Annotated in this window: 22 protein-coding genes; 13 read left to right on the top strand and 9 right to left on the bottom strand. The window is 54.5% G+C overall.

What is annotated here, in order from left to right; all coding sequences use genetic code 11:
* Nucleotides 1-136 precede the first annotated feature (136 nt).
* Nucleotides 137-802 (top strand): HAD family phosphatase, encoded by a 666-nt coding sequence (locus IP582_RS10115; protein WP_193795833.1) that lies wholly within the window; start codon nt 137-139, stop codon nt 800-802.
* 4 nt (nt 803-806) lie between these two features.
* Here IP582_RS10115 and phnE (IP582_RS10120) read toward each other — a convergent pair whose 3' ends face one another.
* The 4 genes from phnE (IP582_RS10120) to phnC all read right to left on the bottom strand — a co-directional run bounded on the left by phnE (IP582_RS10120) (nt 807) and on the right by phnC (nt 4462).
* Nucleotides 807-1688 (bottom strand): phosphonate ABC transporter, permease protein PhnE, encoded by an 882-nt coding sequence (gene phnE / locus IP582_RS10120; protein WP_193795834.1) that lies wholly within the window; start codon nt 1686-1688, stop codon nt 807-809.
* A complete protein-coding gene (gene phnE / locus IP582_RS10125; RefSeq protein WP_193795835.1) occupies nt 1685-2554 on the bottom strand; it encodes a phosphonate ABC transporter, permease protein PhnE in 870 nt (289 codons plus the stop codon). The genes phnE (IP582_RS10120) and phnE (IP582_RS10125) overlap by 4 nt, the downstream gene beginning before the upstream one ends.
* A gap of 88 nt (nt 2555-2642) precedes the next feature.
* Complete coding sequence (gene phnD, locus IP582_RS10130) at nt 2643-3584, bottom strand: phosphonate ABC transporter substrate-binding protein (protein ID WP_193795836.1); 942 nt, start codon at nt 3582-3584, stop codon at nt 2643-2645.
* A gap of 35 nt (nt 3585-3619) precedes the next feature.
* Complete coding sequence (gene phnC, locus IP582_RS10135; protein WP_193795837.1) at nt 3620-4462, bottom strand: phosphonate ABC transporter ATP-binding protein; 843 nt, start codon at nt 4460-4462, stop codon at nt 3620-3622.
* Nucleotides 4463-5059: 597 nt separating this feature from the next.
* On the opposite strand from phnC, the gene IP582_RS10140 reads away from it, so the two are divergent.
* The 7 genes from IP582_RS10140 (at nt 5060) to IP582_RS10170 (ending at nt 11504) form a co-directional block, all read left to right on the top strand.
* Nucleotides 5060-5518, top strand: a complete 459-nt coding sequence (locus IP582_RS10140) for a lysozyme inhibitor LprI family protein (protein WP_193795838.1) — start codon at nt 5060-5062, stop codon at nt 5516-5518.
* Between the two features lie 114 nt (nt 5519-5632).
* Entirely contained in the window at nt 5633-5809 is a 177-nt protein-coding gene (locus IP582_RS10145) for a hypothetical protein (RefSeq protein WP_193795839.1), read from the top strand.
* Between the two features lie 121 nt (nt 5810-5930).
* Complete coding sequence (locus IP582_RS10150; RefSeq protein WP_071196112.1) at nt 5931-6386, top strand: MarR family transcriptional regulator; 456 nt, start codon at nt 5931-5933, stop codon at nt 6384-6386.
* Nucleotides 6387-6413: 27 nt separating this feature from the next.
* A complete protein-coding gene (locus IP582_RS10155) occupies nt 6414-7604 on the top strand; it encodes an efflux RND transporter periplasmic adaptor subunit (protein ID WP_193795840.1) in 1191 nt (396 codons plus the stop codon).
* 10 nt (nt 7605-7614) lie between these two features.
* Entirely contained in the window at nt 7615-9153 is a 1539-nt protein-coding gene (locus IP582_RS10160) for a DHA2 family efflux MFS transporter permease subunit (RefSeq protein ID WP_193795841.1), read from the top strand.
* A 325-nt stretch (nt 9154-9478) separates the two neighbouring features.
* A complete protein-coding gene (locus IP582_RS10165) occupies nt 9479-10711 on the top strand; it encodes an MFS transporter (RefSeq protein WP_079496658.1) in 1233 nt (410 codons plus the stop codon).
* A gap of 112 nt (nt 10712-10823) precedes the next feature.
* Nucleotides 10824-11504 (top strand): transporter substrate-binding domain-containing protein, encoded by a 681-nt coding sequence (locus tag IP582_RS10170; protein WP_193795842.1) that lies wholly within the window; start codon nt 10824-10826, stop codon nt 11502-11504.
* A gap of 20 nt (nt 11505-11524) precedes the next feature.
* Here IP582_RS10170 and IP582_RS10175 read toward each other — a convergent pair whose 3' ends face one another.
* Complete coding sequence (locus tag IP582_RS10175; protein WP_193795843.1) at nt 11525-12481, bottom strand: AraC family transcriptional regulator; 957 nt, start codon at nt 12479-12481, stop codon at nt 11525-11527.
* Nucleotides 12482-12594: 113 nt separating this feature from the next.
* Here IP582_RS10175 and IP582_RS10180 point away from each other — a divergent pair, with 113 nt between their 5' ends.
* Nucleotides 12595-13788 carry an MFS transporter gene (locus IP582_RS10180; protein WP_193795844.1) on the top strand — a complete coding sequence of 398 codons (1194 nt, stop codon included), beginning with the start codon at nt 12595-12597 and terminating at the stop codon, nt 13786-13788.
* Between the two features lie 96 nt (nt 13789-13884).
* On the opposite strand, the gene IP582_RS10185 is transcribed toward IP582_RS10180, so the two are convergent.
* On the bottom strand, nt 13885-14898 hold the full coding sequence (locus IP582_RS10185; protein WP_193795845.1) for an aldo/keto reductase: 1014 nt from the start codon (nt 14896-14898) through the stop codon (nt 13885-13887).
* A gap of 102 nt (nt 14899-15000) precedes the next feature.
* Between IP582_RS10185 and IP582_RS10190 the strand changes: the two genes are divergently transcribed.
* A complete protein-coding gene (locus tag IP582_RS10190) occupies nt 15001-15882 on the top strand; it encodes a LysR family transcriptional regulator (RefSeq protein ID WP_228007963.1) in 882 nt (293 codons plus the stop codon).
* Nucleotides 15883-15938: 56 nt separating this feature from the next.
* Nucleotides 15939-16727 (top strand): phosphotransferase, encoded by a 789-nt coding sequence (locus IP582_RS10195; RefSeq protein WP_193795846.1) that lies wholly within the window; start codon nt 15939-15941, stop codon nt 16725-16727.
* A gap of 50 nt (nt 16728-16777) precedes the next feature.
* Here the strand turns inward: IP582_RS10195 and IP582_RS10200 are convergent, their stop codons facing one another.
* On the bottom strand, nt 16778-17284 hold the full coding sequence (locus IP582_RS10200) for an ATP-binding protein (RefSeq protein ID WP_193795847.1): 507 nt from the start codon (nt 17282-17284) through the stop codon (nt 16778-16780).
* A 291-nt stretch (nt 17285-17575) separates the two neighbouring features.
* Between IP582_RS10200 and IP582_RS10205 the strand changes: the two genes are divergently transcribed.
* Nucleotides 17576-18253 (top strand): DUF1963 domain-containing protein, encoded by a 678-nt coding sequence (locus IP582_RS10205; RefSeq protein ID WP_193795848.1) that lies wholly within the window; start codon nt 17576-17578, stop codon nt 18251-18253.
* 22 nt (nt 18254-18275) lie between these two features.
* On the opposite strand, the gene IP582_RS10210 is transcribed toward IP582_RS10205, so the two are convergent.
* Nucleotides 18276-18677, bottom strand: coding sequence for a RidA family protein (locus IP582_RS10210; RefSeq protein ID WP_079496650.1), 402 nt, complete (start codon nt 18675-18677; stop codon nt 18276-18278).
* 143 nt (nt 18678-18820) lie between these two features.
* On the opposite strand from IP582_RS10210, the gene IP582_RS10215 reads away from it, so the two are divergent.
* Nucleotides 18821-19426 (top strand): TetR/AcrR family transcriptional regulator, encoded by a 606-nt coding sequence (locus tag IP582_RS10215; RefSeq protein WP_193795849.1) that lies wholly within the window; start codon nt 18821-18823, stop codon nt 19424-19426.
* Here IP582_RS10215 and IP582_RS10220 read toward each other — a convergent pair.
* Complete coding sequence (locus tag IP582_RS10220) at nt 19423-20886, bottom strand: MFS transporter (RefSeq protein ID WP_193796231.1); 1464 nt, start codon at nt 20884-20886, stop codon at nt 19423-19425. The two genes, IP582_RS10215 and IP582_RS10220, sit on opposite strands and share 4 nt — an antisense overlap.
* Nucleotides 20887-21065: the final 179 nt, after the last annotated feature.

A 21065-nucleotide genomic window follows, 5' to 3' on the forward strand; every position in this document is an offset into this window, starting at 1 on the left:
TTGCCCCGATCACAAGCGTGTGCCTGTTTTTGTAAAATCGCCATTTTTCAATGCATAAAAAATGCACCGCTCAACATCGTGATGTCATATATTTTTGTCAGTCTGTGCGTCCAAAACGGATAAAAAGGAAGCCACAATGTCGCAACCGCTTTACGTATTCGATCTGGACAATACGCTGATAGATGGCGACAGCAGCACCATCTTTAGCCGTTTTCTGGTCCGCGAAGGGTATGTCAGCGACCCGGAATATTTGCTGCATGAAGAACGCCTGATGCTCGATTACGCACGGGGGGAGATGGATTTGCAGGAATACGTTGCGCTGATCCTCTCTCCGCTCATCGGACTCAGCCGTGATGACGTTGACCAACTGGTGGCGCGCTGTGTGCAAACCGACATCCGTCCGCGTATTTACCCGCAGGCGCTCGCGCTTATCCAGTTATTACAGGCGCAACATCAGCCGATGCTGATTATCTCGGCTTCCGTCAGCCTGCTGGTGAAGGCAATCGCGCCTGTGCTGGGTATCCGGCACGCCATTGGTATTGAGGTTAAAATGGATAACGACTGCTATACCGACATCATTGACGGCACCCCGAGCTATCAGGAGGGCAAAATCACCTGCCTTCACCACTGGCTCGACGCGCATCCGCAAGCCAATGGTCCGCTGACGTTTTACACCGATTCAATTAATGATCTGCCCCTGTGTCTGCGTGCCGACGAGGTTTTCCTGGTCAATCCCTGTTCACAGCTCGCCGCCCGGGGAGAACAGCACCGTTGGCCGGTGCTGAACTGGCGTCTGGACTAAACCGCTACGGCGCTTTATAAAGCGGAACCGGCTTTCCGGCGATATAGCGGCGTCGCAGCCAGGCGGACGCCGCATCCATCGCCATCACGATCGCCACCAGAATCAGGGTGATGAACATCACCACATCCCAGTTCCACAGGCGCATGTTTTCGGCGTAAATCAGGCCGATCCCGCCCGCGCCGACAAAGCCCAGCACCGCCGCTGACCGGGTATTCGATTCAATCTGGTAGAGGCTGAGCGACAGAAACGTGGGGAAGGACTGGGTAAAGGTACTAAAGCGGTGTTTTTGCAGACCGCTGGCACCGACAGCTGTCAGCCCGCGTGCCGGTGAGCGGTCCACCGCCTCGTGGTTTTCCGCATACAGACGCCCCAGCAATCCGGTATCCTGCATGATGATCGCCAGCACCCCGGCCAGTGGCCCAAGCCCCACGGCCCTGACAAAGATAAGCCCCCAGATAGCCATATCAACACCGCGCAACATATCAAACAGGCGACGCATTAAAAACGCCACCACTCCGGCGATACCGCCTTTCATAATATTACGTGCCGCAAAGAAGGAGAGCAGCAGCGCGATAAAGGTGGCGGTCAGGGTCCCGGCAAAGACGATGGCGAGCGTCATGGCAATTTGGGTGAAGTAGTAGCGAAACGGCCAGTGCATAAAGTCATGCCAGACAAACATACGCAGGATGTAATGGCCAATTTGCGTGATGCCGTTGAGTGCCTGATCGGTGGGAATGCCGAACCGGGCAAAAAACCAGACGTAATAGAGCAACCCCGCCAGGGCAATCAGTCCAAGACGGCGCAAATAACGCCCCTGCGCCTGAAATAACGTCTTATGTTGCTGACGACTTAATGCCACATCGGGTGCGGCCTGCCAGTGACTCATTTTCCACCCCCCAGCACCCACTGGCGCAGACGGCCAGACAGGGTATCCAGTGCCGCAACGACGACAATAATCAGCAATAGCGTGATGCTGACCTGATCGTAGCGGTCAAGTTTGATATTGGTCATCAGCTCCTGGCCGATGCCGCCAGCGCCCACCAGCCCCAGAATGGTGGAGGAGCGGAAGTTGATCTCAAGGCGCATAAATCCATAGGAGAGAAAAAGGGGCTTCACCTGTGGCCACAGGGCGAAGCGGACCCGTTGAAAATGGCTCGCGCCACAGGCGGCCAGACCGCGCACGGGGCGGTCATTAGCGCTTTCAATCGCTTCGTAGAAGAGCTTGGTCAGACTACCAACGGTATGCAGCATAAGCGCCAGAAAACCGGGGATCGCGCCAATGCCAAACGCCATCACAAAGATAACCGCCCACGCCAGTTCCGGCATGGTACGTAAAAATGCCACCAGCGCGCGGATACCAAAACGGACCAGCGGCGGCGACCAGGTGTTACCTGCCGCCAAAAAAGCGAATACCGTTGCCAGGACAAACGATACCAGCGAGGCTGCCAGCGCCAGTTGCAGGGTTTCCCAGATAAGCGGCAACTGGATAGGCAGGCGATAGCCCCAGTAGGCCAGCGACCCCTTTGTATGGCTGTCGGCAAAGAGCGTGGATACATGCAGTGTCGGCATGGTCTCCCGCATGTAGTCGAAGAAATTCGGCAGTGAATGCCAGATGGTGTTCAGGTTAAATTCCGCTGCGTTTCCGGCAGTAAAATAGAGTGCGAGTAAGACGAGCGACCAGGCGACCGTGTCACGTTTCTGGCGCATTCGGATGTTCTGGTAATACTGCTCAAACGACGTATTCGTGTTCATGGCTAACCGGTCTCAGGCGGAGACAACACTCGAACAAAAGCCCCGGGCGTACAGCCAGGGGCTATTTTTTAACGCACGTGAGTGCGAATTAACGTGCGGTCACCAGCTCACGTTTCATATCGATAATCTGTTTGTAATCTTCCACGCTGCCAGGACCGATGTGCTGGGTGCCGCCCATCGCCTTGACGAAACAGGCATGGTCGTCGGTATCCAGTTTTTTGACGGCGGTGATCACTTTGGCTTTAAAATCAGCCGGCAGGCTATTGCTCACCAGGATTGGGCCGTTCGGAATCAGCGGTGATTTCCAGATAATGCGGATCTGTTTCATCAGATCCGGATGATCCATACGAATCAGTCGGTTAAACGCGCCCACGCTGTAGCCGGAGTTATAGTCGCCGACCATAGAAGTCCAGGTTACTGCGCCCGCGAACTGATTGTTCAGTACACCCAGAATGTCCTGCTCGTGGCCGCCGGAGAAGGTGACGCTGGAGAAGAAGTTGTTGTATTTGTTGTCGGCAGTGCCGCCGAACTGCTGTTTGAACGTCTGGTTCGGGATCAGGAAGCCAGAGGTGGAATCCGGATCAGCGAAGCCGAACGGTTTGCCTTTCAGGTCTTCCAGTTTCTTATAGGGGCTGTCTGCTTTGACGATAACCACAGAATAATAGCCGCGCGACTGGTCTTTATCGTCCACGGCGAGGCCCACAATATCCACCGCTTTTGGGTTGTTGATATAGACCGAAGCATACGATGCAGGCGACATGCTCAGCACCACGTCGACTTTGCCGCCCAACAAGCCCTGAATAACACCAGAGTAGTCAGACGAGTTACGCAATTTGGTGTCGACGCTCAGTTCCTTGTCCAGAAAGTCTTTTACGCACTGGTTATCGCCAATTTGCTGGGTGGCGTTCTGCCCGCCGAGGATACCCAGATTTAATTCCTTCGGTTGTTCAGCCGCGTTCACCTGCCACGCCAGCAGAAGTCCTGTCATCAATGCCGATAAACGTAATGCGCCTGAAATATGCTTTTTCATTGTCATTGCCTGTGTCGTCTCAATTGAAGGAAGAATTAATGCAGTTGACTTATTTCATCACCATAAAGCGTGTGCAAAACATCCTGCGTCAGCGCAGAAGGGGAGGCGTCAAAAACAATCCGTCCCTGTGCAACACCGATAACGCGCGTGCAGTATTCCTTTACCAGTTCCACGGAATGGAGGTTTACCATCACGCTGATGCCTTGCTCACTCACTTCTCGTAACACGCGCATAATGCGCTGCGTATTTTTGGGATCCAGCGAGGCGACGGGTTCATCCGCCAGTAAAATCGAGGGGTTTTGGATTAACGCCCGACAAATTGCCACGCGCTGCATCTGACCGCCGGAGAGGGTTTCCGCACGTTGCAGCGCGTGCGGCAGCATGTTGAGCCACTCCAGCAGCGCAATAGCTTTCGCGCGATCTTCGGCTGTAAAGACTTTGAACAACGACTTAAAGCTTGAGGTCTGGCTAAGCCTGCCCAGCAGTACGTTGGTCAGCACGTCGAGACGCGGCACCAGGCAAAAGTCCTGAAAAATCATCCCGCACTGGCTGCGCCACTGGCTCAGCTCACGGCCTTTAAGGCGGGAAACGTCGCGCGGTAGACCGACATCGGGGAAACTCAGGATCTCACCGGATGTCGCGCTATGCGTTCCGTTGAGCACATGCAGCAGGGTGGATTTACCGGCACCGGAGCGGCCAATCACGCCGACCATCTCACCGCTGTGCAGGTCAAAGCTGATGTCCTGTAACACGGTCTGATGGCTGTTATAGGATTTGCTTAAGTTTTTGACGCTCAGCACTTTATGCAGCGGGGCGCTGTGCAAGTGGTGCGACGAGGGCGCCAGGGTTTCCGGGTGTTCTGCCAGTGCGCTGTTCATGTGTCATCCAGATTTTTCACGAGAATGCCCAACATTACGGGGATTGCGTGTGATCGTTTTATGATGAAACAGAGAACAAATAATGAACGGGACGAAAAAACGTTCTGGGCGTGAAAGTATTGAAAAAGGATAAAAAACAATAAGGTCATTATGGGCGAGGGGCGGACGCTATCATCAATCTCAGCTATTTTGATTTACGACAGTTTTGAGCGATGAGCGGACATTTATTGGACTTTGGACTCTCCCCACAATAGTGTCTACATAAACAGTCGCAATTCAATACCACATGGCTGCTATTTGGTGAGCTAAGCTATGTGCAGCAGATTGAGTTATTCAAACGTTCTTATTTAGAGAAAAAGAATTACGCCAAACCTTTTTATGAAAAAACAGCAGCAAAAAAACGAACGCACCCTCATGGGATCAACTCGACCAGAAAATAAAAGATGTCGTTGTCGATATTTTTTACAAGGGCATAAGACATCCAGCAAGCTTAATCGAGGCTGCAATTGCTGGCAGAACAGCGCTTATTAACTTCATCCGGGAAGATTCATCACTCATGCGTTATGAGCCTACAAGACACAGAATCAGGTATTTACAATGAAGAAAATAATGTTAGCGATTATTTCATTGGCTTTAGCTCCGTCAGCCTTCAGTGCTGAAAAAGCAGATATTATCGCCGGGCCAGAAACTGATACTTGTTGGCATAAGAATGCTGACCGTGGAAAAGCTTCTGAATGCTTACACGCTCTTAGTGACAAAAGCAATAAAAGCATGGATGAGTTAATTGCCAAAACAATCGGGCAAATAAAGGAGAACAATACTGGGCCCGTATATAACAGTCAGGATCCTCAACTGACCATTGGTGATGTCTTCAGTAAGCTTTTCCTGGAGTCGCAAAATTCATGGAAAGAGTATCGCAAGAACTTCTGTTTAGGCGTTGGGTCGCAAATCGGTGAGGATACCTATGATTACTGGCCCTATATTTATCAGTGCCAAATCAACCTTAATAAGCGGCATACTGAAGAGATAAAAATGCTTCATGCCGATGAAAAGTGAGTGAGATTAGTAAGTGAGCGTAGTTGCCTGCTGACTGACTTTTTGTAGTTCAGCAGGCGTAATCCTGCTAATGGATTGATTTGATGACATGATGTTTTCGTGCTGGTCGTGGTGATGAGCATTGCGTTCTTTGCCAAAGGCTTCGGCAAAATCGGGTGGTGCATCCTCATCAATATGTCACCGAAAGAAATCCTGGGCGCTGTCTCCTGTCTGTTTATCACTGAACCCCTGAAACGTCTGCAAATCGACCCGCCGGACCGCCGAAAACGGCGCAACTGTCTTCGGCTATAAGCGCAGCGGCGCGAAACGCACCATTCAGAATGTATAGATTTGTGCTCTTTTGCTGACACCACGTTGACAAAAATTTGCCTGGTCAGTAATTTCATTTGTAATTATTGACCAGGCAAATAACATGAAAGACGTTACAGATACCCCTAATCCTAAGCTCCATCTCGGCTTACTGATTCATCTGGCGAACCAGTTTAAAGACCAGCTTATCAGCCACTTTTTTGCCGACACGGATATCACCGCTGCGCAATTTAAGGTCCTGATCAGCATTTACAAAGGTTTCAACAGCCCGCTTGAAGTCAGCAAAAATTTGTTGATGGATGCCGGGGCCATGAGCCGGATGCTCGAGCGGATGGTGAAGCGCGAACTGATCCTGCGCACCCCCAATCCAGAAGACAAACGTCAGGTTATCCTGGCGCTGACTGAGAAAGGGCAGAAAATTTGCGATCGTTTTCAGAACGAAGCACTGTCTTCCATTCTTGGCTCGCTGACTGCCCGTCTGACCCCAGAAGAATCCCGCCTGCTGGTACAGCTATTGATCAAAATGCTGCCAGACGAGGCCACCAAACCCCATCGTTAAGTTGTCCTGAATAAGGTTACGATAAAGATGCAAAATTCATCTGCACAGTCATCTGCCCAACCAGAACGCGCACCCAGCAAACGTAAGCGCAACTTCGCCATACTGCTGGTTATCCTGGTGCTTATTGCCGCCGGGTGCCTGGCATGGTACTTCCTGTATGCCCGTTATTACGAAACCACTGACGATGCCTACGTTAATGCCAACCTCGTGACACTGACCCCGCAAATTGCAGGAACGGTCACCCAGGTCGCCGTTGATGAAGGGGACTACGTCACCAAAGGCCAGCCGCTGGTGTTGCTTGACCCCAGCGACACGCAAATTGCCCTGCAACAGGCGGAAGCCAACCTGGCCAGCACCGTGCGTCAGGTCCGCGGTCTGTACAGCACCGCAGACAACTACCGTGCTCAGGTGGCGGCGAAAAAAGTGGCCCTGCAAACCGCGCAGAACGACTTCGCGCGTCGACAGAAGATTTTTGCCAGCGGGGCGATTGCGGCAGAAGATATGTCGCACTATCGCGATGCCGTGGCCACGGCGCAAAGCGATTTAGCGGCGGCGCAACAGGCATTGAGTACCAACCTGGCGATGGTGGATGACACGGTCATCGACAGCCATCCGGAAATTAAAAGCGCAGTGGCAACCCTGCGCCAGCGCTATCTGGATAACGCCCGTAGCACCATTGTGGCGCCGGTCAGCGGTTTTGTGGCGAAACGCGCGGTCCAGTTGGGGATGCGCGTTGACTCCGGCACGACGCTGATGTCGATCGTCCCGCTGGATCAGGTCTGGGTGGATGCCAACTTCAAAGAGAGCCAGATGGACACCATGCGTCTGGGGCAGAAGGTGGTCCTGACCGCCGACCTGTACGGCGATAAAGTGGAATATCAGGGCACCATTGAGAGCTTAGGTATTGGTACTGGTAGCGCATTCTCGTTGCTGCCGGCCCAGAACGCCAGCGGCAACTGGATCAAAATCGTTCAGCGTCTGCCGGTGCGTATAACCCTCGACCCGCACGATATGGAGAAACATCCGCTGCGTGTCGGGCTGTCGATGTTTGCCAAAGTGGATATCCGCGACACCGAAGGCCATCTGCTGCCGCAAAAAACGGTCGCAGCACCGCGCTTTACCACCGATGTGTACCAGAACGCGCTGGATAAAGCCGATCAGATGGTGGCGAAAATCCTTCATGACAACAGTCAGTCCGTAGCGGCAAGCAGCCGCTAAGAGGGGCGTTATGCAAGATAAGGCGGCCTTTACGCCACCCAGCCTGCTGCTCGCCACCATTGCGCTGTCGCTGGCGACCTTCATGCAGGTGCTGGATACCACCATCGCCAACGTGGCGTTGCCGACCATCGCCGGCAACCTTGGCGTGAGTTCGGACCAGGGCACCTGGGTTATCACCTCGTTTGCAGTCTGTAATGCCATTGCACTGCCGTTGACCGGGTGGTTTACCCGGCGCTTTGGGCAACTTAAGCTGTTTGTTGGATCGGTCACACTGTTTACTCTGACCTCGTTCCTGTGCGGCTTTGCCCATAGCATGACCGAGCTGATTATCTTCCGTGCGCTGCAGGGGTTTTTCGCCGGGCCCATGTTCCCGATGTGCCAGACGCTGCTGCTGGTTATCTTCCCGACCACCAAACGCAGCATGGCGCTGGCGCTGCTGTCGATGGTGACCGTGGTGGCGCCCATCGTCGGGCCGATTACCGGGGGCTGGATCACCGATAACTACTCCTGGCCGTGGATTTTCTATATCAACGTGCCGATCGGTATTTTTGCGGCCATCGTCGTGTGGACGCAGTTGCGCGAACGTGAGGAGACCACCACCCATGCCCCCATTGATTACATCGGCATTATGCTGCTGGTGCTGGGGGTGGGTCTGTTGCAGGTGGTACTGGATAAAGGCAACGATCTCGACTGGTTCTCGTCGACCGAGATCATTGTTATGTCGGTGATCTCAGCGATTGCGCTGATCTCCTTTGTGATTTGGGAGCTTGGCGAGCGCCATCCGATTGTGAACCTGCGGCTGTTTGCCGACCGCAACTTCGCCATCGGCACCACCACACTGATGCTCGGCTACGCGGCGTTCTTTGCCATCAACATTATTCTGCCGCAGTGGCTGCAAACCCAGATGGGCTACACCGCGATCTGGGCGGGGCTGGCGGCGGCGCCGATGGGCTTCCTGCCGCTGCTGCTCACGCCTGTCGTGGGGCGTTATGCCAACCGGGTCGATCTGCGGATTCTGGCGTCGCTGTCGTTCCTGACCATGGGAGTGTCGTGTCTGCTGCGTGCGCAGTTCAACACCAGCGTGGATTTTCGCACTATCGCCGAAGTGCAGATGTTTATGGGTATCGGTGTAGCGCTGTTCTTTATGCCGATCACCACGATTGTGCTGTCGAACCTGCATGGCAATGAAGTGGCGGAAGGCTCCGGTCTGGCGACTTTCTTCCGCGTGCTGGGAGGCTCTTTTGCCTCGTCACTGACGACCTGGCTGTGGTCGCGGCGTGAGGTCTTTCACCATGCGAATCTGACCGAGAGTGTCTCGATGTATCACCCGCCTGCCATGGATTACCTCAATAAGATGGGGGGCGTCACGCAGCAGCACCTTGCCGCGGTGGATAAAACCATCGAACAGCAGGCCTATATGATGTCGACCATCGACTATTTCTGGCTGTTGGGGTGGGGGTTTATGGTGCTGGTGGTGATTATCTGGTTTGCGAAACCGCCGTTTATTCGCGCCGGTGCGCCGGGGGCAGCGCCAGCGGCGGGGCATTAATAAGAGTGGGAAGGGACGTTATATTAGCGAGAAGGAAAGGTTCCGTCCACGACACAGCCATTTTGGACGCAATGAAACCCGTGGCTACCCTCGATGGGGCCGCGGGGATTGAGCAGGGGGCCGCGGTGGCCCCCTTTACCCGTTCACGAGGCTGATCGTGACAGAGTTCACATGAGCATTAGTGAATGGAACCTGGTCCACTTAACTGACATGTACTGAATAATGCTATGCGTATCCCAGGCGCTACCGCATTCACTAAACGGGAACCAGGAACCACCGCCGGGCAAACATCATGTCCTGGCTTACCACTTTTATAGGATTTTCTATGGCACCACTGTTGTCCGGCAACGATGGCCGTTTACTGCAACATCGCTCATTCGTCTCGTTCTGGCTGGCGCGCACCAGCTCAAGCTTCGGCTTTCAGATGTTGTCTATCATCGTTGGCTGGCAAATCTATTCGCAAACCCACAGTGCCTTTTGGCTGGGCATGATAGGCCTGGTGCAATTTTTCCCTTCCGTTATTCTCGCACTGCCCGCCGGACATATTGCCGACCAGTTTGATCGCCGTCGGGTCGTGATGTTTGGTCAGATACTGGAATGGGCGGCCATTGCGCTCCTCGCCTGGCTGACCTGGAAAGGGGATGCCAGTGTTGGGGTGATCCTGTCGCTGATTTTTATTATCTCTTCGGCGAAAACCCTTGAATCACCGGCGATGATCTCAATGCTACCTGCACTGGTGCCCACCTCGATTTTGCCGCGAGCTACGGCCGCCAACGCGGTATCCGGCCAGGCGGCGCAGATTGTCGGGCCTGCACTGGGCGGTTTCCTGTATGCGGCTGGTGCGGAGGTGGTTTATGCGGTGACGGCGGGGCTGTATCTGCTCTCGTTAATGCTGGTGCTGACGTTGCGCTATGAGCAGGCGCTGCCGCCGCGTACCCCGCCGACGCTTTCCTCACTGTTTGCCGGTGTCGATTTTATCCGTAAGCGCCCGGATGTCTTAGGGGTTATCTCCCTCGATCTCTTTGCTGTCCTGCTGGGCGGGGCAACGGCGCTACTGCCGATTTTCGCTCACGATGTGCTGCACACCGGCCCCATTGGTCTGGGCGTGCTGCGTAGCGCCCCTGCCGTGGGGGCGTTGCTGATGGGCTTCTGGTTAAGCCATCGTGCGCTTAAGCGCAATGTCGGGATGATCATGTTTATGAGTGTGGCGGGGTTTGGTGTTGCCACGCTGGTTTTCGCGCTGTCGAGCTGGATGTGGCTGTCGCTGCTGGCGCTTTTTGCGCTGGGCGGCTGTGATATGGTCAGCATGGTCATTCGTGGCTCGCTGGTACAACTCGACACGCCGGATGAGATGCGCGGGCGCGTCAACGCGGTGAACTCCATTTTTATCAATACTTCAAATCAATTGGGTGAGTTCGAGTCCGGGATGCTTGCCGCCTGGCTTGGTGCCGTGCCTGCCGCGGCCATTGGCGGTATCGGTACGCTGGTGGTGGTGGCGCTGTGGATGAAGTGGTTCCCTAATCTTCGTAAGCGCCAGCGGCTGGAAAGTGGGGCGTAGCAATCATGCGCGGGCAATTCAATTGCAGATTGCCCGCGCATGACGAACGGCCTGTTGCTATCTTTTCCTGACGGGAGAACCGATCACACCGCGTTGCGCACAGGAGAAGCTCATGTCAGATGAAACGTTACCCACCCTGCGTTTTGCCATCAATTTAGGTAATGCTGTGTTGGCCTCGTTGACGCCTGATGGTCAGCCAGCAGGTATCACCGTTGAACTGGCAAAAGATATCGCCCGTCATCTGCATTGCCGACCGGAATTCATCACTTATCCTGCCGCCGGGAAGGTGGTTGAGGACGCCGGTCAGGACGTCTGGGATATTGCCTTTTTGGCAATCGATCCCAAACGCGAGGATCGCCTGCGCTTTACGTCCCCGTATATCACCATTAAAGGGACCTTGCTGGTGCGCGAACAGAGTGACTGGCGAAGCGTTAGCGATATGGATAAGCCGGGTGTCGTCATCAATGTGGGTAAGAACGCGGCCTATGACCTCTGGCTATCACGCGAGTTACATCATGCAACGCTGAACCGCCTTTCATCTTCTCAGGCGGCGATTGATGCTTTTTTAGCGGGGGAAGGTGAGATGGCCGCCGGTATTCGCCAGCCGCTTGAGGCCGCAGCCCAAAACAATCCAGGCTTTCGCGTGTTGCAGGATGATTTCACCGAAATTCAACAGGCCATCTGCGTGGCAAAAGCCGATGATCGGTATTTTGATGCCATAACAGAACGGCTCGCCCGGTTGGGTGAAGAAAACGCCTTGTCAGAGATGATTGCCGGACATCTTCGCCAGTAGTCTTCAACCGGTGCAAACCCTCATAACTCCGGCTGTGACTGGGCGGTCTCGCGAAGGGCGCCCGGCGGGTGGCCGACAATGCGCTTAAAGGCCCGGCTGAATGCCGCGAGCGAACCATAGCCCAGTCGCAGCGCTACGGTTTCGATAGCCTGGTTTTCATGACTAATGTACTGGATCGCCAGCCGCATACGTAGCTCGCTGAGATATTTTGCCGGGGTGCTACCGGTGGCAGAGAGGAAACGTTCGGCAAAGACAGAGCGGGATGTTCCTGCCTCTTTTGCCAGATCCGCCACGCTCCAGTTAATGCCCGGCTGTTGATGCATGGCGTAAATCGCCCGGCTCAGCCGTGGGTCGCGCAGCACCTGCACCCAGCCGGTGGCTTTGCCGCAACCCGCTTCCACCCAACCGCGTACAATCAGCGCTGCCACCACATCCGCCAGCCGCGCCAGGATACCCGCAAACCCGACCTGACGGGTCATTGATTCGCGCTCCATGGCGGCAAGCAGGGGGTGAATTTCCGGCCAGGTTGACATCAGCTTACTGACCATCATCACTTCCGGCATCGCTTTAATCAACGGCTGCATCCCGCCCAGTTCGAAATCCATACAACCGCTGAATATCACCACGTTTTCACTGCCTTTGCAGGGTTCGCAGGTGATTTGGCAGACCGAGCCGCAAATGGCTTCGCCCTGAAATGCGGAGACCGGCGTCGCCGTCGCGTTGTCATCCGAGAGCAGGGCATGAGCGTTGCCGTTGGGAATAAACAGCGCATCGCCGCTGTTGAGCGCAAAACGGGTACCGCTCTCCATCCGTAGTACCGCCGGGCCACGGCTAACGAAATGAAACTGTGCTTTACCGGGCGCGGCGTCGAAGGCGAAACCGAACGGCGCGCTGGCCTCAAAGCGGCGGTATTTCACGCCAGAAAGGCGCATACCGCGCAGTAACTCGCTGATGAGATCGGGTGTCTGAACCGCCATCGCTACAACTCCGGACGAATTATCAATAATTGGAGATTATATGTCATAGATCGTCCGTGGGGAACTTCCTATGCTTTGCGACACAGGTCACATTTTATGACGGGAGAGAACAAATGAATGCAGATGTTGCGGTGAGAGAGGTGACTGCGCCCGTAAAGCCCGCCTGGCGAGCCGTCTATTCACTGGGGCTTGGGGTGTTTGGTTTGATTACCGCCGAGTTTTTACCCGCCAGTTTATTGACGCCCATGGCGGCGAGTCTGGGGGTAAGCGAAGGGATGGCCGGGCAGGCGGTGACCGCCACGGCACTGGTGGCACTGCTGAGTGGGCTGTTGATTGCCGCCGCTACGAAAAATATCGACCGTCGCTGGGTGCTGATTTTCTTTTCGGTATTGCAAATCGTCTCCAGTCTGCTGGTGGCCTTTGCCCCCTCGCTGCATGTGTTGCTGCTTGGGCGTCTGCTGTTAGGCGTGGCGATTGGCGGCTTCTGGGCGATGTCGACCGCCACCGCGCTAAGGCTGGTGCCAATCGCCCAGGTGCCAAAAGCGTTGGCGATTATCTTTTCCAGCGTGTCGCTTGCAACAGTCGTCGCCGCACCGCTCGGCAGCTATCTGGGCAGTATTATTGGCTGGCGTAATGTCTTTCTTCTTTCAACCGCACCGAGCGCGCTGGCGCTGCTGTGGCAATTATGGGTGCTGCCATCCATGAAACCGGAACACAGTAGCAGCCTGAGCGCACTGTTTCGCGTACTGCGTCGACCGGGCATGGTGGGCGGGATGCTGGCGAGTATTCTGATTTTCAGCGGACATTTTGCCTTCTTCACCTATCTGCGACCTTTTCTGGAGACAGTCGGGCAGGTGAGTGTGGAGAGCATTTCGTTGATCCTGTTGGGATTTGGGCTGGCAAACTTTGTCGGCACCTCCCTCGCCGGGCATCTGCTATCGCGCAATTTACACCTGACCCTGGCGCTGGTGCCGTTTGGAATGGGGCTGATGGCGGTTGCGATGGTGTTGTTTGGGCATCTGGCGTTGCTGGATGGCTTGCTGGTTACCCTGTGGGGCTTTGCCTTTGGCATGGTGCCGGTAGGCTGGAGCACCTGGCTTGCGACGACCGTGCCGGATGAGGCGGAAAGCGCGGGCGGGCTGCTGGTGGCATCGGTGCAGCTTGCCATTGGCGCGGGCGCGGCAGGCGGTGGGGCAATATTCGACGTCAGCGGGGCAAGCGGTGTCTTCACCGGCAGCGGGTTACTGCTGCTGACGGCGATGTTCATTGTATTTGTCGGCGTGCGGACAAAACCGGTCGCCGTATAAATACCCGGCAAAAGAGTGCGCTTTGTGCCGGATGAACAGCCCAAAGCGCTGAGTGAGAAGTGGCGACCTTTTCCATTAAGGATAAAGGGACGCTATTCAGGACGCCGTTTCTTCTGGCACATTGGTGCCCATGCCTTCGGGCAGAAACGGCGCGATTTCGGCCAGTTCGTCCTCGCTCAGTCTGAACCCGGCAGCCCCCAGCAGACCGTCGACCTGTGCCGGGCGGCGCGCGCCGACAATCGCACCGGATATGGCAGGCTGTCTCAGCACCCAGGCAATCGCCACCGCCGCGGGTGTCAGCCCGTGGCGATCGCCAATCCGACGGAAGGTTTCCACCAACGCAAGGTTTTGGGTCAGCCGTGGCTCCCGAAAGTCCGGACTGCGGGTTTTGCGCCAGTCGTCATCGGGGAGGCGGGCGATGCGTTCACGCGTCATCGCACCGCTTAGCAAACCTGATTGCAGGGTCGAATAGGCGATGACGCCGACACCCGTTTGCTCACAGAAGGGCAGAATGTCAGATTCGACCTCGCGCATGAGTGCTGAATAAGGCGGCTGGAGCGAGGTAATCTCCGTAACGGCCCGGGCGCGCTTGAGTTGTGCGACGTTAAAATTGGAGACGCCGATGGCGCGGATCTTTCCTTGCCGACGAGCCCTGTCCAGCACTGAGAGCGCCGCCTCAATGCCGTCATCCGGGCCGTCTGCCGGGAAGGCAGGCCAGTGGATCTGATACAGGTCGATAGTTTCTGTCCGAAGGCGGCGCAGGCTTGCGTCAATCTCCCGAAGCAACGAATCCGGTGCCAGGGAGTGCGAAATCTGCCGACTTATCGGATCCCAGACCAGGCTGCCTTTGGTGAAGACTAACGGACGGCGCGAAGCCGGCACCCGGCGCAGCAGTCTTCCGACAATTTCCTCGGCATGACCCAGACCGTAAACGGCGGCGGTGTCGATCCAGTTCACGCCGCGTTCCACGGCGTATTCCAGCGCGGACAGGCTTTCTTCGTCATCCTGCGCTCCCCAGCCAAATTCCCAGCCCGCCCCCGCGATGGCCCAGGTTCCCAGCCCGATAGGTGAGATAGTGAAATCGGCATTCCCCAGTCTTCTGTGTTGCATGGTTTAACTCCTCAATCAAGTAGACGGCGCCAGTGTGTCACGGTAGATAGCAGGCGATAAGCCATGTTATGTTTGATGAACTGCTGAATAACTCTCATCAATATGACAATCGATCTGCATGAACTTGACGCCTTTGAAGCCGTGGCACGGCATCGAAGCTTCCGTAAAGCGGCCGCTGAGCGGGGTGTCTCTGCCTCGGCCCTGAGCCATGCCATGCGTGGACTTGAAGAGCGACTGGGCGTGCGTCTGCTCCACCGCACCACCCGCAGCGTTACGCCCACCGAGGCAGGCAATCGCCTGCTGGCCCGGCTCGCTCCTGCTTTGCGTGATGTCGCCGATGCGCTCGCCGACGTGACGGCATTACAGGCGGTACCCGCAGGCACGCTGCGTCTGAATGTACCGCGTCCGGCGGCCTGGCTGGTGCTGGCCCCGATACTGGCGGGATTTGTGGCGAAGTATCCGTGCGTAAAAGTCGACGTTGTGACTGACGACGGCCTGGCTGATATCGTGGACAGTGGCTTTGACGCGGGTATCCGTTTTGGCGAAAGCCTGGCCGGAGATATGGTGGCTGTCCCTGTCGGCCCGCCGCAACGTTTCGTTTGTGTTGCGTCGCCGTCTTACCTGAAATTGCGTGACGCGCCGAAAACGCCGGACGAACTGCTGGAGCACGCCTGTGTTTGCCGCCGTTTTCCAAGTGGCCGCCACTATCACTGGGAATTTCTGGTCTCAGGAAAATCGCTGACCGTCGCTGTTGCTGGCCCATTGGTGTTCGACGACGATATGTTAATGATTCAGGCTGCACGCGACGGTGCAGGCATTGCTTACGTTTACGAGGCGATGGTGAGAGAAGAGGTAGCCGCGGGTCGGTTGGTGTCTCTACTGGATAGCTTCAGCGCGCCGCCGGGGCGATTTTTCCTCTACTACTCCGGGCGGCGGAATCTGCCGACCGCGTTGCGGGCCTTTGTCGATTTTATTCGCGCATAAATGCCATCGCTTTAAACACCGGAGTACCAGAAAAATACCTGATGAGGGAGTGAGCTATGTCAGTTGAAAATCTATCCCGAATGGGGGTAGCCAGAGTGGCGCTTCTTGTGGATGAAGCGGGTTATCAGTTCATCGAGAAATGTCCTGTTGGTGAGGTGGAGTACCATTTTTATCAACAGGCTGCCAATGCACTCACCCACGCAGGCGTTGCGGTACCAAAACTGTTATCTGCCGATCCTGAGTTACGCAGGCTAAGACTGGAATATATCCCCCGTGAAGTTGACCAGGATGAAGTCTGCGCAGATGAAATACTCGCTATGCTCGGAAACTTACATCGATACACCGCCAGTCCGCAGTGGCTTTACCACAACCATGCATGGTCAGACTCCGCGCTTGAGCACGCTCTTCTGCTCCTGGCATTACCCGACAAAAGTGCACGACAATTTCGGCACTTCCGGCAGTGTAGCGATGTTTTGTTTGGTTATCAGAATCTGATTTCTGGCGATAGCAATGCCGGTAATTGGGGAAGAAGAGCGAACGGTGATGTGGTGCTTTTCGACTGGGAAAGGTTTGGAAGAGGAAGCCCGGCCATCGATCTGGCTCCCCTTATAAAAGGAATGGGAACGAAACACGCCTTTACTGATCTTGCTGAACGCTATTGCCAGTTATCGGGTCAGCGTAATTCCACAGCGCTGGCGAGGGAAATGGCTATTGCTAAAGCATGGATCGTCACCGAAGTGATTACGCTGCTTTATGAGCGGAAAAAATCAACCTTTCCTTTGTATCTTAACTGGTACAAAGAACATCTTCCCGACTGGTTAGATAACGTAGAGAAAATGCTTTGAATAAATACGGGCATTAAAAAGCCGTCTGCTGACGGCTCAGGTTCACTATTTTAGCTGTATTCAATAATAGTGAACCCTTCATCTGCACTCGGTGCTGTGAAATAACGCGTTATCATTTCAAACTCTTCATCTGTTGCCGCAAAATCGTGTGCGCCTTCGGCGTTACGGGCACGTAAACGGGCTTTGCATATATCGTCAGAGACGTTGAGATAATGCAGGCAATTATTAGCACCCGACGCCGTAATGATACTCATCATCCATTCACGATTCGCCCGTGTATTTGCCGGAAAATCCAGAACGACCGAAACACCAGCGTTCAGTAAGGATACCAGGTGTGGCTTCATGGCATTTTTGATCTTTGCTGCGCACTGCACATACGCCGCGACGGACTGTATTTCATCTTTATAGAGCGCAGCCAGCCACGTGTCCTCACTGATAATGATCGTGCCTGGCGATGCCCCCAATCTTGCAGTTAACGTGGATTTACCCGAAGCGATTTTTCCACATAAAAGGTGAAGAGTTGGTTTTACTGCTTTGACAGGTGTATCCGTATTCATGGTTTGCCTCACTGGATGATTACCGGTAAGGCCCGCCTTATCGGCGGGAAAATGACGAGCGTTATCCCACCTGACAGGGGCAGGTGATAATAATTAACGCATAAGAAGATACTGAACAGATTTTTATCATCAGATGAAGCTAACAGGGGGAGGGTGAAAAGTCACCTGTTTTGAGAAAGGGTTACTGAGGTCTTCTTTGGTCCGGGCCTTTCCGGGAAGCATTTTTATATATAATGAGCAGGTCTGAATCCCCGATATTAAGAGAATATCCTCATACGCAAGGCAACGAAGATGAAATCCGAAAGTGCGTTAGTTTTAGAAGATCTCAGGTCCAAATTGCGTCCCGCATCGGTGGCTCAGGTAGGTGGTTTTCGCCCCAGTGCAGATCCTCTTACTTCATGGTTTTTAAAAGGAGTATCGCTTGCAGGTGAAGGACTGCCTGTCTGGAGAGGGAAACCGATGTTTCCGCTTCTTCAGATTCGTATCGATGAGCTTCCTGTTATTCCTGAACAACTCGAGAATGTCGCTCTTCTGGTTCTCTTTCATAATATGGAAAGCCATCCTTTTGACCAACCCCATGGTGAAGGCTGGCTAATTCGTGAATATGCCACGCTTGATGGGCTTGAATTATTACCTGAACTGGCCACGCCGTATCGCGCGTTTCCTGTGCGATGGTTAAGTGTGAATGATGATGCGCCGGGCTGGGAGGATGCCTGGGATATTCTTGATCTTTCTGCCGTAAACGATGATGAACCAGCCAGTGACAGTTTCTTTGAGGACTTTAGCCGCTACGGGGGAACCAAAGTTGGCGGATACCCTGCGGAAATACAACATGGCGTCGGGCTTGAGGATTTCGTCTTTCAGGTGGGATCTGAAGAAAAAGTTAACTGGATGTGGGCGGACAACGGCATTGGCTATTTTCACAAATCACCAGACGGCGTCTGGCGATTTTCATGTCAGTTCTACTGATAAATTGACCTGTTTCCTCTGGTTATGACTGATGCGCAGGAATTCGGGCAATTACCTTAATTTCAAAATCGAATCCTGCAAGCCAGTTGACGCCAACAGCAGTCCAGTTTGGATAAGGGGGATGCGGAAAAACAGACTGCTTAACCTGCATAATGGCGGGAAATTGATTCTCGGGATCGGTATGAAAGGTCGTGACATCAATCAAATCATCAAAGGTACATCCAGCAGCATCAAGAACCGCTTTCAGGTTATCGAAGGCAAGTCGCACCTGAGCGGCAAAATCGGGTTCCGGCGTGCCATCTGGCCGGCTTCCGACCTGACCAGAAACAAACAGCAAGTCGCCTGAACGGATCGCGGCGGAATAACCGTGTTCATTATAGAGAGCATGGCGATGAGCAGGAAAAACAGGTTCGCGTTGAATCATAGGGTTTTCTCTTTTCAAATAGATAGCGCAGATGAAGCAATACAGGATGGAATGATTTAACATACGTGATGTATGTGTAATAATTATCACATACATCACGTATGTCAAGTGAGATACGCGATGTATGTCAAAAAGGAGAGGGTATGGCTGTTAACCGCCGAATCGAGGCGATGGAAGAAAATCGCGCAAAAATGATTTCAGCCGCGCGTAAGGCCTTTGCAGAAAAAGGCTTTGCTAATGCATCAATGGATGAATTAACCGCAAGTGTGGGTCTGACACGCGGTGCGCTTTATCACACCTTTGGCGATAAAAAGGGGTTACTTGCCGCGGTCGTCACCCAGATAGATAGCGAAATGGCTAAGCGCGCAAAAGCTGCTGCCGCAACAGCCAGCGATGACTGGGAGAGATTGCTGGCCGAAGGCATTGCCTACATTCAGATGGCGCTGGACCCCGAAGTGAGGCGTATTGTCCTGCTTGACGGCCCGGCTTTCCTGGGCGATCCCGCTCAATGGCCCAGCCAGAATAGCTGCCTCGAATCCACCCGACAAACCCTGACAAGCATGATTGAACGCAAGGTCGTCAAAGAGATGGATGCAACGGCCGCTGCGCATCTGTTGAACGGAGCGGCGCTTAATGCTGCACTGTTGATAGCCGCGAGCGACGCTCCGCAAAAGAGACTGCCAGACGTTATTAAGGTGTTTACGCTGCTTGCCAGCGGGTTACGTCATCATTCAGGCGAATCGCACTAAGATCGCTGCGGGGTGCGGCTGGCCGGATCTGAGGGGAGACCAGAGGCGCGCCGGATAAGCCGGATACTTAGTCCGGCGCCTGCCGCCAGACATACCGCCATCGCCAGAAGCGCCACGATAAAGGCATGCGTGATATTGGCTCCGCTTTTATCGGTGTCCAGCATGCTGTAAAAAATGCCGCCGATGACGGCGACGCTCAGCGCAGTGCTGATTTGTAATGTCGAGCTGGTCACTCCGGCAATCATTCCTGAAAATGCCGGGGCAACACGGCCAGTCACCATCCGCACCAGCGTTGGCATTGCCAGCCCCTGGCCAAGACCAGTAACAAAAAGGAGTACTGCAAGCGGCAGCATCGCGGGAGAGTTGCCCGTCAGCGTACTGGCAATCAGCCAGGCAAGGCCTGCTAAGCCTGATGTTTCGCATCCCATCCCGATCGTACTCAGGTAATTTCCGACAAAACGCCTCAGGTAAGGCGTCAGCAACGGTCCAGTCAGAAAGCCGACGCCGAATGGCAGGAAAAGCAGGCCTGCGGCCAGGGCATTTAAATGCAAGGCGCCTTGCAGATAAACAGAAAACAAAAGAAAGAAGGCGCCGATGGAATAAAACAGCAAAACGATCGCCAGTCCCTGTCCCAGTCCCGACGCGCCTAACACCGCCGGATCAAGCAGCGGCGAGCCGCCATTTTGCTTAAGATGACGTTCATAACGCCATAACAGAGAGGCCAGCAGCGGGACCGCAAGAAATAACAGCCACGTCCACCAGGGCCATCCCGCCTCACGGCCTTCGGTCAACGGTATAATCAACGCGCTCAGGGTGACTGTTGCCAGCAACATGCCGACGGGATCCAGTCGCTGTACAGATTGCGCCCGCGTTTCTTTCAGTAATGGCAGGCCAAAGAGAATAACCAGCAGCGCCACCGGCAGGTTAACGAGAAAAATAGTTCGCCATCCCAGATGAAACAGGTCCGCAGAAATCAATAGGCCACCCAAAACCTGTCCGATAACGGAGGCCAGGCCAAACACTGCGCCATAGATACTCAGCGCTAACGGCTTCTCCGCTTCCGGGAAAATAGCCTGCACGGAAGCCAGCGCCTGAGGCGCCATAATGGCGGCCGTGGCGCCCTGTAACATGCGCCCGGTAATCAATACCCACGGTGACCAGGCTAAACCGCACAGTACCGATGCCGCAGCAAAACCGATAAGCCCAAGAAAAAACATCTTCCCGCGACCATAAATATCACCCAGCCGGCCACCGGTAATTAATGTCACCGCATAGACGGCGGCATAGGATGAAATGACCAGTTGTTCAGCGGAAGAGGAGGCGCCCAGCTCGCTTTGCATGGCAGGCAGCGCAACATTGACGATAAAAAAATCGAGCGGCGGCAAAAATGCGCCGACCAGTAAAATGACAAACATGGCCCAGCGACGCGGCTCGGCTTGCGTGATGGAATGTGTCGACACAGGACACTCATCTGCTAACGGTTCAGTCCCGATGCCGCTGGAGCCCCCGGTCGCGATGGCAACGTTGTCTTGTAATTTGTTCATGCCGTAAGCCTCCTGAAATCGCCGCCCAGGGCGGTTTATTGAGAAGGCTATGGTGATATTTACATAATTGTTTTGGAACTGACACTTTTGTATAT

Source organism: Citrobacter sp. BDA59-3 (assembly GCF_015167655.1).
Taxonomy (GTDB): Bacteria; Pseudomonadota; Gammaproteobacteria; order Enterobacterales; family Enterobacteriaceae; genus Phytobacter; species Phytobacter diazotrophicus.

Bases quoted from the DNA above. Each gene is read 5' to 3' on its own strand.
- IP582_RS10115 (WP_193795833.1), top strand. From the start codon at position 137: ATGTCGCAACCGCTTTACGTATTCGATCTGGACAATACGCTGATAGAT.
- phnE (WP_193795834.1), bottom strand. From the start codon at position 1,688: ATGAGTCACTGGCAGGCCGCACCCGATGTGGCATTAAGTCGTCAGCAA.
- phnE (WP_193795835.1), bottom strand. From the start codon at position 2,554: ATGAACACGAATACGTCGTTTGAGCAGTATTACCAGAACATCCGAATG.
- phnD (WP_193795836.1), bottom strand. From the start codon at position 3,584: ATGAAAAAGCATATTTCAGGCGCATTACGTTTATCGGCATTGATGACA.
- phnC (WP_193795837.1), bottom strand. From the start codon at position 4,462: ATGAACAGCGCACTGGCAGAACACCCGGAAACCCTGGCGCCCTCGTCG.
- IP582_RS10140 (WP_193795838.1), top strand. From the start codon at position 5,060: ATGAAGAAAATAATGTTAGCGATTATTTCATTGGCTTTAGCTCCGTCA.
- IP582_RS10145 (WP_193795839.1), top strand. From the start codon at position 5,633: ATGAGCATTGCGTTCTTTGCCAAAGGCTTCGGCAAAATCGGGTGGTGC.
- IP582_RS10150 (WP_071196112.1), top strand. From the start codon at position 5,931: ATGAAAGACGTTACAGATACCCCTAATCCTAAGCTCCATCTCGGCTTA.
- IP582_RS10155 (WP_193795840.1), top strand. From the start codon at position 6,414: ATGCAAAATTCATCTGCACAGTCATCTGCCCAACCAGAACGCGCACCC.
- IP582_RS10160 (WP_193795841.1), top strand. From the start codon at position 7,615: ATGCAAGATAAGGCGGCCTTTACGCCACCCAGCCTGCTGCTCGCCACC.
- IP582_RS10165 (WP_079496658.1), top strand. From the start codon at position 9,479: ATGGCACCACTGTTGTCCGGCAACGATGGCCGTTTACTGCAACATCGC.
- IP582_RS10170 (WP_193795842.1), top strand. From the start codon at position 10,824: ATGTCAGATGAAACGTTACCCACCCTGCGTTTTGCCATCAATTTAGGT.
- IP582_RS10175 (WP_193795843.1), bottom strand. From the start codon at position 12,481: ATGGCGGTTCAGACACCCGATCTCATCAGCGAGTTACTGCGCGGTATG.
- IP582_RS10180 (WP_193795844.1), top strand. From the start codon at position 12,595: ATGAATGCAGATGTTGCGGTGAGAGAGGTGACTGCGCCCGTAAAGCCC.
- IP582_RS10185 (WP_193795845.1), bottom strand. From the start codon at position 14,898: ATGCAACACAGAAGACTGGGGAATGCCGATTTCACTATCTCACCTATC.
- IP582_RS10190 (WP_228007963.1), top strand. From the start codon at position 15,001: ATGACAATCGATCTGCATGAACTTGACGCCTTTGAAGCCGTGGCACGG.
- IP582_RS10195 (WP_193795846.1), top strand. From the start codon at position 15,939: ATGTCAGTTGAAAATCTATCCCGAATGGGGGTAGCCAGAGTGGCGCTT.
- IP582_RS10200 (WP_193795847.1), bottom strand. From the start codon at position 17,284: ATGAATACGGATACACCTGTCAAAGCAGTAAAACCAACTCTTCACCTT.
- IP582_RS10205 (WP_193795848.1), top strand. From the start codon at position 17,576: ATGAAATCCGAAAGTGCGTTAGTTTTAGAAGATCTCAGGTCCAAATTG.
- IP582_RS10210 (WP_079496650.1), bottom strand. From the start codon at position 18,677: ATGATTCAACGCGAACCTGTTTTTCCTGCTCATCGCCATGCTCTCTAT.
- IP582_RS10215 (WP_193795849.1), top strand. From the start codon at position 18,821: ATGGCTGTTAACCGCCGAATCGAGGCGATGGAAGAAAATCGCGCAAAA.